This window comes from Streptomyces capoamus, assembly GCF_014654935.1.
Taxonomy (GTDB): domain Bacteria; phylum Actinomycetota; class Actinomycetes; order Streptomycetales; family Streptomycetaceae; genus Streptomyces; species Streptomyces capoamus.
Map to the genome: position 1 here is coordinate 19970 of NZ_BNBF01000011.1, position 14727 is coordinate 34696.

The following is a 14727-nucleotide window of genomic DNA, read 5'->3' on the forward strand; positions in this document are numbered from 1 at the left end:
GGCCGACGGGGATGTGCTGATCGTCACCTCCAAGATCGTCTCCAAGGCGGAGGGCCGGATCGTGCGGGCGGCCGACCGGGAGGCCGCGATCGACGCGGAGACGGTCCGGGTCGTGGCCCGCCGCGGCACGCTGCGCATCGTGGAGAACCGGCAGGGCCTGGTCATGGCCGCCGCGGGCGTCGACGCCTCCAACACCCCGGCCGGCACGGTGCTGTTGCTGCCCGAGGACCCGGACGCGTCCGCGCGCGCGATCCGGGCCGGGCTGCGCGAGCTGCTCGGCGTCGACGTCGGTGTCGTCGTCACCGACACCTTCGGGCGGCCCTGGCGCGCGGGGCTCACGGACGTGGCCATCGGCGCGGCCGGGGTGCGCGTGCTGGACGATCTGCGCGGGGGCACGGACGCGTACGGCAACCCGCTCAGCGCGACCGTCGTCGCCACGGCGGACGAGCTGGCCGCCGCCGGTGACCTGGTCAAGGGCAAGGCGGCGGGGCGGCCGGTGGCCGTGGTGCGCGGACTGGCCCACGTCCTCGTCCCCGGCGCGTCCGGTGCGGGCGCGTCAGGTGCGGGCGCCTCCGGTGCGGGCGCCTCCGGTGCGGGCGCCTCCGGTGCCGGTGAGGAGGGCGGTACCGATGAGGGCGCGCGGGCGCTGGTGCGCGCCGCGCGGGACGACATGTTCCGGCTCGGCACCTCCGAGGCCGTGCGGGAGGCCGTCACCCAGCGGCGTACCGTGCGGGCGTTCACCGACCAGCCCGTGGACCCCGGCGCGGTCCGCCGCGCGGTGGCCGCCGCGGTCACCGCGCCCGCTCCGCACCACACCACGCCCTGGCGGTTCGTGCTGCTGGAGTCGGAGGAGTCGCGGGTACGGCTGCTGGACGCGATGCGGGACGCCTGGATCGCCGACCTGCGCCGGGACGGCAAGAGCGAGGAGTCCGTCGCCAAGCGGGTCCGGCGCGGTGACGTGCTGCGCAACGCGCCGTACCTGATCGTGCCGTGCCTCGTCATGGACGGCTCGCACACCTACGGGGACGCCCGGCGCGACGGTGCCGAGCGGGAGATGTTCGTGGTCGCCATGGGCGCGGGCGTGCAGAACCTGCTGGTCGCGCTGGCCGGGGAGCAGCTGGGCTCGGCCTGGGTGTCGTCCACGATGTTCTGCCGGGACGTGGTGCGCGAGGTGCTGGAGCTGCCGGCGGACTGGGACCCGATGGGCGCGGTGGCGGTCGGCCGTCCGGCTCAGGAGCCCGGACCGAGGCCGGAGCGGGACGCGGGGGCGTTCGTGACGGTGCGCTGAGCGCCTAGTCTCGTAGGACGGCACCGGCACCTCCGGAAGCCGACCGGCGGTCTAGGACTCACTCGTGGCAGGACGTTTCCCCCAGCGGCCCACGCTCCCCCACAGCCCGAACGGCGTGGGAGGAGCCCCCATCCCCATGCGCGGCGGGCAGGCTCCCGCGCCCTCGGCGTCCGCTGCCGGGATACCGCGGCAGGCGGCGGCCCCCGCGCGGGTACGGCGCTGGGTGCCGGACGGTCCGCTGGACCTGGGGCTGGTCCTCGGCCCGCTGCGGCGCGGGCCCGGCGACCCGACGTTCCGGGCCACGGCGGACGGCTCCGTGTGGCGGGCCTGCCGTACGCCCGCCGGGCCGGGCACGCTGCGGGTCCGGGCGTACGGCGGTGAGGTGCTCGGCGAGGCGTGGGGGCCGGGTGCCGAGTGGCTGCTGGAGCGGTTGCCGGAACTGCTCGGTGCCGCCGACGAGCCGGACGCGTTCGTGCCGCGGCACCGGGTGGTGGCGCTGGCTCGGCACCGGCGGCCGGGGCTGAGGCTGACCCGGACCGGGCTGGTGCTGGAGTCGCTGATCCCGTCCGTGCTGGAGCAGAAGGTCACCACCGACGAGGCGTACCGGGCGTGGCGGCGGCTCGTACGGCGGTTCGGGGAGCCGGCGCCGGGGCCCGCGGGGGTGGGCGAGCGGCCGATGTGGGTGATGCCGGCGCCGCGGACCTGGGCGCTGATCCCCTCCTGGGAGTGGCACCGGGCCGGGGTCGACGACAAGCGGGCGTCCACGGTGCTGCGGGCCGTACGGGTCGCTGCGCGGCTGGAGCAGACGGTGGGGATGCCGGCGGGTGAAGCCCGGGCGCGGCTGGAGGTCGTGCCGGGGGTGGGGCCGTGGACGTCGGCGGAAGTGGTGCAGCGCAGTCACGGGGCGGCGGACGCGGTGACCGTCGGGGACCTGCACCTGCCGGGCATCGTGGGGTGGGCGCTGGCGGGGAACCGGGATGCGGACGACACGGAGATGCTGCGCCTGCTGGAGCCGTATGCCGGGCAGCGGCATCGGGCGGCCCGGCTGATCCTGCTGAGCGGGGTGACGCCGGCGCGGCGCGCCCCGAAGATGCGCCGGGTGGACATCGGCTTGCTCTGAAGCGGGGGTGGGTCGGGGCGGGGGCGGATCGGTCACCGGTGCTGCCAGGTCCGGGTCGGCCGGGAGTCTGTGCGCTTGCCGGCGCTGACAGGTCCAGGTCGGCCGGAAGTCTGTGCGCTTGCCGGCGCTGACAGGGTGCCGCTGCGCCCACCCGTGCCGCCCCAGCGGCACGACTGCCCGCAGCTACAACGGCACGATGGCCGCCACCCCCAACGGCACGACTGCCCGTGGCTGTGGACGGGCGGCGGTGGGGTGCGGCTCCGCGTGGGAGCGGTGGTGCGGAGCCCGGGTCACTGGTCCGAGGAGAAGCGGACGGCGCCTGAGGGGATGTGGGCGTCGCACCAGACCCGTACGCCCTCGCGGAGTTCGTTGTCCGCGCCGACGACCGCGCCGTCGCCGATGACCGTGCCGGTGAGCACGGAGCGTTCGCCGACGCGGGCGCGGGTGCCGATGAGGGAGTCGGTGATGACGGCGCCGGGTTCGATGACGGCGCCCGGGAGGATGGTGGAGCCGAAGATCCGCGCGCCCTCCGCCACGAACGCGCCCTCGCCCACCACCGTGCCGCCCGTCAGCTTGGCGCCCGGCGCCACCGTGGCCGTGGGCAGCACGAGGCGGTCGCCGCAGCGGCCGGGCAGGGCCGGGGACGGCGCGCGGCCGAGGACCAGGTCGGCCGAGCCGCGGACGAACGCGGCCGGGGTTCCGAGGTCCAGCCAGTACGTGGAGTCGACCATGCCCTGCAGGTGCGCGCCGGCGGCCAGCAGACCGGGGAAGGTCTCCCGCTCCACCGAGACCGGCCGCCCGGCCGGAATGGTGTCGATGAGCGAGCGGCGGAAGACGTACGCCCCCGCGTTGATCTGGTCGGTGACGATCTCCTCGGGCGTCTGCGGCTTCTCCAGGAAGGCCAGGACGCGGCCGGTTCCGTCGGTCGGCACGAGGCCGTACGCGCGCGGGTCGGTGACCTTCGTCAGGTGGAGCGAGACGTCGGCGCCCGTCGACTCGTGGGTGTCCACCAGCGCCCTGATGTCCAGGCCGGTCAGGATGTCACCGTTGAAGATCAGCACCGGGTCGTCGGGCCCGGAGTGCAGCCGGGCGGCGACGTTGCGGATGGCCCCGCCCGTGCCGAGCGGCTCCTCCTCCGTCACGTACTCGATGTGCAGGCCCAGCGCGGAGCCGTCACCGAAGTACGGCTCGAACACCTCGGCCAGGTAGCTGGTCGCGAGGACGATGTGGTCGACGCCCGCCGCCCGCGCCCGCGCCAGCTGGTGGGTGAGGAACGGCACTCCGGCGGCCGGGACCATCGGCTTGGGCGTGTGCACCGTGAGCGGTCGCAGCCGGGTGCCTTTGCCGCCGACCAGGAGGATCGCTTCTGTCACCTGTCGTCTCTGCTTCCTGCCGGGACCGGCCGAACTACTCGTGGACACTCGTTTCGGCCGGTCAGTGTATGCAGACCGTGCGACGACGCCTTGGCCGGCCGCGCGGTGTCCCGCGAGATCGGCATGCTATTTCCCCCGACCGCCCCACCCGTCACCCCGACGGCACGACGGCACGACGGCACGACGGCGGTGCACGCGGGCCCCGGCCTCAGCGCCCCTGGTACGTCGCCGCGCTGGAGCGGGCCGCGCCGAGCTTGGCGTAGAGCAGCTTGCCGGGGCACTCGGTGGCGAACCCGTCGCGGTGGCCGGAGATCACGTTCAGTCGTACGTTCTTCCCCTTGGGGTACAGATTGCCACCGCCCGACGTGAGATAGGTCTTTCCGAGCGGATTGGCCCCATAGAGCCCGAGCTTCCACGCGGTGAGCCGGGCGACGGCCGTCACCGCGCTGCCCGACGGCCGGCTCGAACCGTACGTGCCGATCACGGCGATGCCGGTGCTGTTGGTGTTGAAGCCGAGGGTGTGCGCGCCGAGCACCGCCTTGGCCACGCCCCCGGCCCGGCCCTCGTAGATCGTTCCGCACTTGTCGACGAGGAAGTTGTAGCCGATGTCCCGCCAGCCCATGCTCTTGACGTGGTAGCGGTAGATACTGCGGATGACGGACGGGGCCTGGGCGCAGGTGTACGCGTTGCCCGAGGCCGTGTGGTGGACGAAGGCCGCCTTGACCGTCTTGGTGTAGACGAACCCGCGTTCGCGCAGTGACTCGTCCGCACCCCAGCCGCGGCGCGTGACGATCGCCGGTCGGGGTCCGATGTACGGCTTGGCCCGGGTCGGGTCGTCGAGCGTGGTCCCCTGGAGCCCGGCCAGCTCGCGCTCGGTGGCCTCCCGGTCGAGTTCCGGGATCTCGGTGGCGCCGAACGCGGTGATGTCGGCGTTCGCGCCGGACGCGGCGATCGCGGCCTCCGTGTCCAGGGCGGTACGGGGCGGGTCGTCGGCCGGCCCGCTCGCCGGCAACCGCTCGCCGGCATCCCCGGTCCCGCCTCCGGCCCCTGCACCGTCCCCGGTCTTGCCGCCGCCCCCGGCCCCGGCCCCGGCCACCTCACCGGCCTCCGCGTCCTCCGTCTCCGAGGCACCCGTGGCCGCCCCGTCCCCTCCGTCCCGGCCCGGGTCGACCAGCTCCAGCCGCAGTCCCGCCGGCAGCGGCGACCGTGCCGCCCCGGCGCGCGTTCCGGGCGCACCGGCCGGTTCCTGCGCCCGCACCCGCACCTCCACGCCGTCCGACTCCCCCACCCACAGCGGTGCGGTCCCCCCGCGCAGCCGCCGGGCGGAGCCCTCCGCCGTGCCCGGATCGGCACCGTGCTCGGCGTGGTGCGTCTCGATGTCCTGCCAGCCGGACCATTCGCCGGTAGCGGCGGATCTGGTGCGCACTTTCGCCCGGCCGTGCAGCTCGCGGTCCGGGTCGTCCCAGACGACGCCGACCAGCGCGAACCGTGCGAGGCCGGTGCGGTACAGCCCCTGTTCGGGGGCGGCGCCGAGGACGCGTTGCCGGGCGAGCGGGACGAGCGGCAGCGACCGGGTGCCGCCGGACGCGGCGGATCCGGCCGGTGCCGCCGCGGCGGTCGCCGGCAGGGCCGGGGCCAGCGCGACGAGCGCGGCGAGGGCTACGCCGAGCGAGCGGGCGGTGAGCGGGGAGACGCCAGGACAGGAAGGGAGGGATCCACGCATGGGCCTGATCTTGGACATAGTCTGACAAATATGTCCATCAGTGAACTGACGGAGTGTCGGCAGGCGTTGCGCCGAACCGGTGGCCCCGCCGTCCGGCGCGCCCGCCGGCCCGCGCGTACCCTGTGCCGGGTGAACGCCACCGATCGCACCCCTGCCGACCTGCTGACTTCCGCACTCGCCGCGGACCCCGGCCGTCCGCTGGTGACCTTCTACGACGACGCCACGGGCGAACGCGTCGAACTGTCCGTGGCCACCTTCGCCAATTGGGTGGCCAAGACCGCCAACCTCCTCCAGGGCGACCTGTCCGCCGGGCCCGGTGACCGGGTCGCGCTGCTGCTGCCCGCGCACTGGCAGACGGCGGTGTGGCTGCTGGCCTGTTCCTCGGTGGGCGCGCTCGCGGACATCGGCGGTGACCCGGCGGCGGCCGACGTGGTGGTGAGCGGACCGGACTCGCTCGACGCGGCGCTCGCGTGCCGCGGCGAGCGAGTGGCGCTGGCACTGCGGCCGTTGGGCGGGCGTTTCCCGCAGGCCCCGGCCGGGTTCCTCGACTACGCCGTCGAAGTGCCGGGACAGGGCGACCGGTTCGCCCCGTTCGCGCCGGTGGACCCGGAGGAGCCGGCGCTCATCGCCGCGGGGCGGGAGTTCAGCGGGGCGGAGGTCGTCGAGCGGGCCGCTTCCGAGGCGGGGGCGCTGGGGCTGACGGGGCCCGGTTCCAGGCTGCTGTCCGGGCTGCCGTACGACACCTGGGAGGGGCTCAGCGCGGGGCTGTTCTCGCCGCTGGCCGTCGGGGGGTCCGTGGTGCTGTGCCAGCACCTGGCGCGCCTGGACGAGGAGGCCCTCGCCAAGCGGGTGGAGAGCGAGCGGGTGACGACGGTACGGCGGTGAGCCCACCGGGGGTCCCGGGAGCGGGCCCGCCCGCGGACACCGCCGCCCTCTCGTGACCCTCGCGGCTGTTCTCTACCGCGCGATCGCCGCCGACTGGTGCGATCCGAACGCCGGCAAGCCGTTCAGCAACGGTGAGACGGACCGAGGGGCGATGTCTCGCGGGACACCGTCGTTCCCCCGATCGGAGTACCCCAGGGCGCTTCCGGTCCCCTCTCCCGCCATCGTCGTAAGTGCAGGACGCGACGCTCGTACGCCGTGAGGGGATGGCCCCATCGTGACCGACACCGCAGGCGAGCCCCTCGGTGCCTCGGCGACCGGGGACGGGTTGATACGGCGGCGCCGCCGCCGGTGGCTGCGTGGTTCCGCGCTGGCGGCGGCCGTGCTGGCCGCGGCGGCCGGCGGGGCCGGCTGGGCCGTGTACGCGAAGCTGAGCGCCAACATCACCGCCGACGAGGCCGCCGCGGCCGAGCTCGCCCGGTACGAGCGGGAGCGGCCCACCGCACTGGTGCGGGACGCGCAGAACATCCTGCTGATCGGCTCCGACACCCGGGCCGGGGACGGCAACGGCAAGTACGGCAGGGACCTGGGCACCGAGCGGTCGGACACCACGATCCTGCTGCACCTGGCCGCCGACCGGCGCAGCGCCACCGCCGTCTCGCTGCCCCGGGACCTGATGGTGGACATCCCCGGCTGCCGCCAGGAGGACGGCAGGCGCAGCGACCCGGTGTTCGCGATGTTCAACCACGCCTTCCAGGTGGGCGGTTCGGCGTGCACGATCCGGACCGTCGAGCAACTGACCGGCATCCGCGTCGACCACCACATGGTCGTGGACTTCAGCGGGTTCAAGGAGATGGTGGACGCCGTCGACGGGGTGCAGGTGTGCCTGCGGGAGCCCGTCGACGACAAGGCGGCGCAGTTGAAGCTGCCCGCGGGGAAGGTCACGCTCGACGGGGAGCAGGCCCTCGGTTTCGTCCGGGCCCGCAAGTCGCTCGGCGACGGCAGCGACACCGAACGGATGGAACGCCAGCAGCGGTTCCTCGGCGCGCTCGTCAACAAGGTGCAGAGCAGCGACGTGCTGCTCAACCCCGTGAAGCTGTATCCGGTGCTGGACGCGGCGACCTCCTCGCTGACGACCGACCCGGAGCTGGCCAGTCTGCGTGGCTTGTACCAGTTGGTCCGCGGCCTGCGTGACATCCCCACCGAACGCGTGCAGTTCCTGACGGTGCCGAGGGAGTCGTACGTCTACGACCCCAACCGCGACCAGCTCGTGGAACCGGAGGCCGAGAAGCTGTTCGTGCGGCTGCGGGCCGACCAGCCGGTGGTGGTGACCCGGGGGAATCCACAGGAAGTTCCCGGGCGGGACACAGGAGCGGGCGGGGCGGACGGCCCCTCCCCCGCGCCGACGTTCCGCGGGAACACCGCCGCCGAACAGACCTGTGAGTAAGGCGTTGGGTAAGAACGGCGAACTTCGGTTCAGAAAATGAGGGGGATTGCCCGGTTGTAGGGAGGTGGAATTTGTCACCGGCGTCGCTCGACGCTGAACTGGGCGGATAGTGTGAGCGATCCGGTGCACCTGGCCGCGAAGTCCGACGGGCTTTGTCGGGGTCGTGCACTGTTTCACCGAGACCCGAGCGCCTTGGAGGGGGAAGGCGCCGCGTGGCCCCGACGGAGGATTCGGACAACCGTGGACGCGCAAGGCCGTGGGCGGGCGGACAACATCGACCCCGCAGACCAGTGGGTACTCAATCCGAACACCGGCGAATACGAACTGCGACTGAGCCCTTCCGCAGCGCAGCCGCCGGTTCCCGGACCCCGCAGACCGTCCTCCCGGGACGGCGGCGCGACGGGCCGTACGCGGCAGCCGGCCGGCGAGGACCGGCAGTCGCCCCGGGCGCGCGGTGCCGATGTGCCGGCGCCGCGCTCGGCCCGGCGCCGGAACGCGGAACCGGAGGCACCGCAGGGGCGGCGGGCCGCCCGGCGGCCGGTGAAGAAGAAGTCGACGGCGAAGAAGGTGCTGCTGTGGACCGGCGGGTCCATGGCCTTCGTGCTGGTCGCCGTGACGGCCGCCGGCTACCTCTACATCAAGCACCTGAACGACAACATCACCTCCGTGTCCGACGACGGCGCGAGCACCGGCGGGTTCAGCAAGGACGAGGCGATCAACATCCTGCTGATCGGCACGGACAAGCGCACCGGCAAGGGCAACGAGGGCTACGGCGACTCGGGCAGCGTCGGCCACGCCGACACCACCATCCTGCTGCACCTGTCCAAGGACCGGTCGAACGCGACCGCGCTCAGCATCCCGCGTGACCTGATCGTCGACATCCCGGACTGCCCGACCCAGCAGGCGGACGGCAGCCGGAAGGTCATCACCGGCTCGCACGGCGTCCGCTTCAACGAGAGCCTCGGGCAGGACGACCGTACGCCGAGCTGCACCATGCGGACGGTGACGGAGCTGACCGGGATCAAGCCGGACGACTTCATGGTCGCCGACTTCAACGCGGTCAAGTCGCTGACCGAGGCGGTCGGCGGGGTCGAGGTCTGTCTGGCCAAGGACATCGACGACAAGGACTCGCACCTGAAGCTGTCCAAGGGCACGCACAACATCTCCGGTGAGCAGGCGCTGGCGTTCGTGCGCACCCGGCACTCCGTCGGCTTCGGCGGCGACCTGAGCCGGATCGGGCTGCAGCAGCAGTTCCTGAGCGCGCTGATGCGCAAGCTGAAGGGCAACTCCACGCTCAGCAGTCCGACGAAGATGGTGAAGCTGGCGGAGGCGGGCACCAAGGCGCTGACCGTGGACGACAAGCTGGACAGCATCTCCAAGCTGAAGGACCTGGGTCTGGAGATGGGCAAGCTCAACCCGAAGAACCTGACCTTCGCCACGGTGCCGGTCGTGGACAACCCGGCGGAGAAGGTCCACTCCACGGTCGTCCTCAACGAGGGGAAGGCCCCGGCCGTCTTCGACGCCATCAAGAACGACGTCTCCTTCAGCGACGTGAAGAAGAAGCAGAAGGCGGCCAAGGACGCCCAGGCGGCCCGGCTCAAGGGTGCCAAGGCGCCCGCCTCCGAGGTGCGGGTGCGCATCCTCAACGGCGGGGCCGCGGCCGGCAGCGCCCAGGCGGTGCTCAGCTGGCTGCAGAACGACGCGGGCGTGACCAAGTCGGAGAACTCCGGCAACGCGCCGGCCCCGCTCGGCAGGACCACGCTGGAGTACGGGCCCGACCAGGCCGCCCAGGCGCGCCGGCTGGCCGCGCTCATGGGGCTGTCCGGGGCCGCCATGAAGCCGGGCAAGAGCGTGACCAACTCCCAGGGGCTGCCGGCGATGACGCTGACCCTGGGCAAGGACTTCAAGGGTGCGGGGGTCCCCCTCACGCCGTCGGCCAAGGCGCCGGACGTCGACAAGTCCACGGCAGACAAGGTGAAGTGCGCCGCGTAGGTAACCCTGGGGGCCCGTCAGGCGTCTAACCGGACGCGGGGCGGGCCCGTTGCTTGGCGCAAGGGTGGGGAGGGCAGGGAGTTGGCGCAGAGCGAGGTGCGCGGGGAGGCTTCGGCGGTCGGGGACACGATGCCGCTCGCGTCGCGGACCGCGGACGCCCCGGCGCGTCCGGGCCGGGGCGGCGGCAGACGGCGGGCCGGCGGTCCGCAGACCGATCGACGGCGACGCAGACGGCGCGTGCTGCGCTGGTCGGCGACCGTGCTGGCGGTGGTGATACTCGGCACGGCGGGCGCCGGATATCTCTACTACCAGCATCTCAACAGCAACATCCGGAAGGGCGAACGCGCGGGCGGCGACGACTCCAAGGCGCAGCGGACCGCCCCGAACGCGGCCGGCCAGACCCCGCTGAACATCCTCCTGATCGGCTCCGACAGCCGGAACTCCAAGGAAAACCTCAAGCTCGGCGGCAGCAGGGACCACGTCGGCGATCCGCCGCTCGCGGACGTCCAGATGCTCATCCACCTCTCGGCGGACCGCAAGAGCGCCGCCATGGTCAGCATCCCCCGGGACACCCGCGTGCACATACCCGAGTGCAAGGACCCGGACGGCAAGGACTACCCGCCCACGGACGACATCATCAACGTCACCCTGGCCCGGGGCGGAGCCGGCTGCACGCTGCTCACCTGGGAGGAGCTCACCGGGGTCTACATCGACCACTGGATGACGATCGACTTCGCGGGCGTGGTGCGGATGGCGGACGCCATCGGCGGTGTCGAGGTCTGTGTGAACCAGAACGTCTGGGACCACTCGACCCCCAGTCAGCGCGGCGGTTCCGGCCTGAAGCTGACGAAGGGCTCCCACAAGGTCAAGGGGGAGCAGGCCCTGCAGTGGCTGCGCACCCGGCACGCCTGGGGCAGCGACCTGATGCGGGCCCGCGCCCAGCACATGTACCTGAACTCGATGATCCGCACGCTCAAGAAGCAGAACGTGTTCACCGACACCGGCCGGCTGATGGACCTGGCCGAGGCGGCCACCAAGTCCCTGCAGGTCTCCGAGGAGATCGGCACGGTCAAAAAGCTGTACGACCTCGGCATGGAGATGAAGTCGGTGCCGACCGACCGCATCACCAGTGTGACGATGCCCAACGTCCCGGACCCGAACGACCCGGACAACCACGTCGTGCCGGACAGGAGCAAGGCCGACAAGGTCTGGCAGATGCTCAAGGACGACGTGCCGTTCGACAAGAACGGCGGGAAGTCCGGCGGGAAGAAGGACGGCGCGAAGAAGGACGGCGGGAAGGACGGGTCGGCCAGGACGCCCTCGCTCGACGCGGCCCGGCTCGGCGTGCTGGTGCAGAACGCCACCCGGACCTCCGCCGAGGCCGCGGTCCCGCAGCGGGCCTCGGCGATCGGCCAGGTGCTGGTGCGGAAGGGTTACGCCCGGGCGCAGGCGGACACCTCGGGGAGCCTGGCCGAGGACAGGACGGTCGTGCGGTACCCGAGCGCGGACCTGGAGGGTGACGCCCAGGCGGTGGCCGAGGCGCTGGGCATCCCGATGAGCCAGGTGCAGAAGTCCACCGAGGTGTCGGGGGTCACGGTCGTCGTCGGCGCGGACTGGCGCACCGGGACCGCCTACCCCAAGGAGTCCGTCCCGAAGGCCGGCGACCTGCCCGAGGGCACCGACGCCGCCAACGCCTCGGACAAGCCGACGTGCATGGACGTGTACAAGCCGTACCAGTGGCGGTGACGGACCGGCACACCGCGAAGGGCCCCTCCACGGACGGGAGGGGCCCTTCGCGGTGTGTCAGACGGTGTCCAGGACCGCGGGCCGCCGGGAGGCGATGACCTTCCTGGCCAGGGACTTCGGGCTGGTCAGGAAGCCCCAGCCCCAGGACATGTGCATGGTGGCGAGGGCCACCGGGATCTGCAGCCGCGCCTTGGCGGACAGCCCCTTGCCGGCCGGGACGGAGCCCGCGACGATCGCCGCCAGGTAGCCGCCCGGGACCACGAAGCCCCAGGGGGTCAGGGCCGCGCCGACGACCAGACCCGCCGCTATCGCGCACACCGCCACCGGCGGGGCGAGGTAGCGCAGGTTGATGGAGCCGGAGTGGTAGCGGGCGACGACGTGCCGCCAGCGGCCGTAGTCCTTGTACTGCTTGGCCAGCGCCCGCACCGACGGCCGCGGCCGGTACGACACCTTCAGCTCGGGCGAGAACCAGATGAGCCCGCCCGCCTCGCGGATGCGGAAGTTCAGCTCCCAGTCCTGGGCGCGGATGAACTCCTCGTTGTAGCCGCCCTGCTGCTCCAGCGCCTCGCGGCGGAACACGCCGAGGTAGACCGTCTCGGCGGGGCCGGCCTGGCCGCCGGTGTGGAAGGCCGCGTTGCCGACGCCGATCCTGGAGGTCATCGCGGCGGCCACCGCGTGCTCCCAGTCGTTCTCGCCCTCGGCGTGCATGATGCCGCCGACGTTCTGCGCTCCGGTCTCCTCCAGCAGGCGCACGGCGGTCGTGATGTAGTCCGGGGAGAGCATGCCGTGGCCGTCGACGCGGACCACGATCGGATGCCGGGAGGCCTTGATCGCCGCGTTCAGCGCCGCGGGCGTGCGGCCGGTCGGGTTGGGGACGGTGTGCACGCGCGGGTCTTCGGCGACCAGCTCGGCGGCGATCTCGTCCGTGCGGTCCGTGGACGGACCGAGGGCGATCACGACCTCCATCTCGCCGGCGTACTCCTGCGCGAGGATCGCTTGGACGGCCCCGCGCAGATGCCGCTCCTCGTTGAGGACGGGCATGATCACGGACACAGCGGGGAGCCGCACGTCGGGCTTGGCGTTCATAGGGGCCTCACGTTACCGCGAACGGGGGACACGGATGCGCGCCGCCGGGGCTGCGGCGCGGGCTGGAGATCGTATCGGCCTACTGTGCTCACGGATCCCACGTACGGCCTCGTCCGGAGGTGTCCTCCTTGCCCAGCCCGCCTCGGTCCCCCGCGCCTCCGCAACGTCACCGGCCGCCCCGCCGTGTGCCGCGCCCGCCCGAGCGGCCGGTGCGGTCCGTGCGGCCGCCGCGCCGGCCGCGCTGGGCCATGCGGGCGGTCACCACGCTGTCGGTCGTGGTGCTCGCCTCCGCCGGTATCGGGCACGCGGTCGTCGCCAGTCTGGACGCGGGGATCGCCCGGGTCGACGCCTTCAAGGACATGAAGAACCGGCCCCGGGCCGGGCACGGCATGAACCTGCTGCTGGTCGGCACCGACGGCCGCGACAAGATCAGTGAGCAGGACCGGCGCGCCTACCGGCTGGGCGGCCAGCCCTGCCACTGCACCGACACGATGATGATCGTGCACATCTCGGAGGACCGGGAGCGGGCCAGTGTGGTGAGTCTGCCGCGCGACTCCTACGCCGAGATGCCCGCGCACATCGACATGAACTCGGGGCAGCGGCACGGCCCGCACCCGGTCAGGCTCAACGCGGCCTACGCCGAGGGCGGCCCCCAGCTGACCATCCGCACGGTCGAGAACATGACCCACGTGAAGATCGACCACTATCTGGAGGTCGACTTCACCAGCTTCATGAAGACCGTCGACGTGCTCGGCGGGGTCAAGGTGTGCACGCCGACGCCGCTGAAGGACACCTACACCGGGCTCGACCTCGGCCCCGGCATCCACACCCTGCTGGGCGGGCAGGCCCTGCAGTACGTGCGCTCCCGGCACCTCGACGGCGCCAGCGACCTGGGCCGGATGAAGCGGCAGCAGCGGTTCCTGGCCGCGCTGCTGGAGAAGACGACCTCCTCCGGGGTGCTGCTGAACCCGATGCGGTTCCGGGACGTGACCCGGGCGGTGCTCGGCTCGGTCCGCGCCGACGAGGGCTTCGGCACCGACGAGCTGCTCGACCTCGGCCGGGCGATGCGGGAGTTCTCCCCCTCCTCGTCCGAGTTCGCCACCGTTCCCATCGGACAGCTGAACTACGAGGTCAAGGGCATCGGCTCGACCCTGAAGTGGGACCCGGCGAGGGCCGACGAGCTGTTCCGGTCGCTGCGTGACGACAAGCCGCTCGCCGGGGAGCGCCCGCGCCGCGACCCGGCGCACACCCCGGTGCCGGTGGAGGTGGCCCCGGACACCGTGCGGGTGCAGGTGGCCAACGGCAGCGGCACGGTGGGACTGGGCAAGCGGGTCGACGCGGCGCTCGCGGCGACCGGTTTCGCCACCACCCGCCTGCCCGTGACCGCGCCCGCCCACGTGGCGCGCACGGTGATCTCCTACGACCCCCGCTGGGACCGCTCCGCCCGCTCCCTGGCCGCGGCCCTGCCGGGCAGCGAGCTGCGCGCGGTGCCGGGACAGGGACCCCTGCTGAAGGTGACGGCCGGCACCGACCTCACCGACGTGCGCAAGGTGCGCAAGGTGCGCTTCGAGGACCCGGCACGGCCGGAGCAGACCGTGGTGCGGGGCAACGAGGTGGTGTGCTGAGCGCTCCGCGGCGGCGCCCGGACACCGTCCGAGCCCGGCCTGATCAAGCGACGGGCCGCAGGGAGGTCCCCTAGTCCTCGAAGCCCTCCGCCGCGCGCTTCTCACGCAGCTCGCGGATCGCCCGGCGGCGGGCCAGGCGGTGGGTGCGGCGGATCTGGGCCTCCTGGTAGCGGCGGCGGTCCCGGTCGGTCTCGGGTATCACCGGCGGCACCCGGCGCGGCCGGCCGTCGGCGTCGACGGCAGCGAAGACCAGGTAGGCCGAGCCGACCTGGGTGGCCGGGTCCGACTCGTTCCAGCGCTCGGCGAGCACCCGGACGCCGATCTCCATCGAGGTGCGCCCGGTCCAGTTCACCTGCGCCTTGACGTGGACCAGGTCGCCGACGCGGACCGGCTCCAGGAACACCATCTCGTCCATCGACGCGGTGACGGCGGGACCGCCGGAGTG

11 protein-coding genes are annotated in these 14727 nt (G+C 73.0%); 7 read left to right on the plus strand and 4 right to left on the minus strand.

The genetic code is table 11. The features are described 5' to 3' along the window. Positions 1 to 1288 (plus strand): coenzyme F420-0:L-glutamate ligase (locus IE312_RS18615; RefSeq protein ID WP_229900074.1); only part of this gene is annotated, 1288 nt, incomplete at its 5' end. A 64-nt stretch (positions 1289 to 1352) separates the two neighbouring features. Beyond that, positions 1353 to 2408 (plus strand): DNA-3-methyladenine glycosylase family protein, encoded by a 1056-nt coding sequence (locus tag IE312_RS18620; RefSeq protein ID WP_370467571.1) that lies wholly within the window; start codon positions 1353 to 1355, stop codon positions 2406 to 2408. 290 nt (positions 2409 to 2698) lie between these two features. On the opposite strand, the gene manB is transcribed toward IE312_RS18620, so the two are convergent. Together manB and IE312_RS18630 are read right to left on the minus strand one after the other, a co-directional pair. Continuing rightward, a complete protein-coding gene (gene manB, locus IE312_RS18625) occupies positions 2699 to 3781 on the minus strand; it encodes a mannose-1-phosphate guanylyltransferase (RefSeq protein ID WP_189983205.1) in 1083 nt (360 codons plus the stop codon). 208 nt (positions 3782 to 3989) lie between these two features. Then, on the minus strand, positions 3990 to 5522 hold the full coding sequence (locus IE312_RS18630; protein WP_189983207.1) for a peptidoglycan recognition protein family protein: 1533 nt from the start codon (positions 5520 to 5522) through the stop codon (positions 3990 to 3992). 111 nt (positions 5523 to 5633) lie between these two features. On the opposite strand from IE312_RS18630, the gene IE312_RS18635 reads away from it, so the two are divergent. From IE312_RS18635 to IE312_RS18650, 4 genes are all read left to right on the plus strand, one after another. Next, on the plus strand, positions 5634 to 6389 hold the full coding sequence (locus tag IE312_RS18635; protein ID WP_189983209.1) for a TIGR03089 family protein: 756 nt from the start codon (positions 5634 to 5636) through the stop codon (positions 6387 to 6389). A gap of 274 nt (positions 6390 to 6663) precedes the next feature. Further along, a complete protein-coding gene (locus IE312_RS18640; RefSeq protein ID WP_189983211.1) occupies positions 6664 to 7833 on the plus strand; it encodes an LCP family protein in 1170 nt (389 codons plus the stop codon). 240 nt (positions 7834 to 8073) lie between these two features. Beyond that, positions 8074 to 9825, plus strand: coding sequence for an LCP family protein (locus tag IE312_RS18645; protein WP_189983213.1), 1752 nt, complete (start codon positions 8074 to 8076; stop codon positions 9823 to 9825). A gap of 129 nt (positions 9826 to 9954) precedes the next feature. Continuing rightward, entirely contained in the window at positions 9955 to 11571 is a 1617-nt protein-coding gene (locus IE312_RS18650; protein WP_189983551.1) for an LCP family protein, read from the plus strand. A gap of 57 nt (positions 11572 to 11628) precedes the next feature. Here the strand turns inward: IE312_RS18650 and IE312_RS18655 are convergent, their stop codons facing one another. After that, positions 11629 to 12657 (minus strand): glycosyltransferase family 2 protein, encoded by a 1029-nt coding sequence (locus IE312_RS18655; protein ID WP_189983215.1) that lies wholly within the window; start codon positions 12655 to 12657, stop codon positions 11629 to 11631. A gap of 128 nt (positions 12658 to 12785) precedes the next feature. Here IE312_RS18655 and IE312_RS18660 point away from each other — a divergent pair, with 128 nt between their 5' ends. After that, positions 12786 to 14282 carry an LCP family protein gene (locus IE312_RS18660; protein WP_440862361.1) on the plus strand — a complete coding sequence of 499 codons (1497 nt, stop codon included), beginning with the start codon at positions 12786 to 12788 and terminating at the stop codon, positions 14280 to 14282. 70 nt (positions 14283 to 14352) lie between these two features. On the opposite strand, the gene IE312_RS40760 is transcribed toward IE312_RS18660, so the two are convergent. Beyond that, positions 14353 to 14727: acyl-CoA thioesterase (locus IE312_RS40760; RefSeq protein ID WP_306419777.1), on the minus strand; the 375-nt coding region annotated here is incomplete at its 5' end.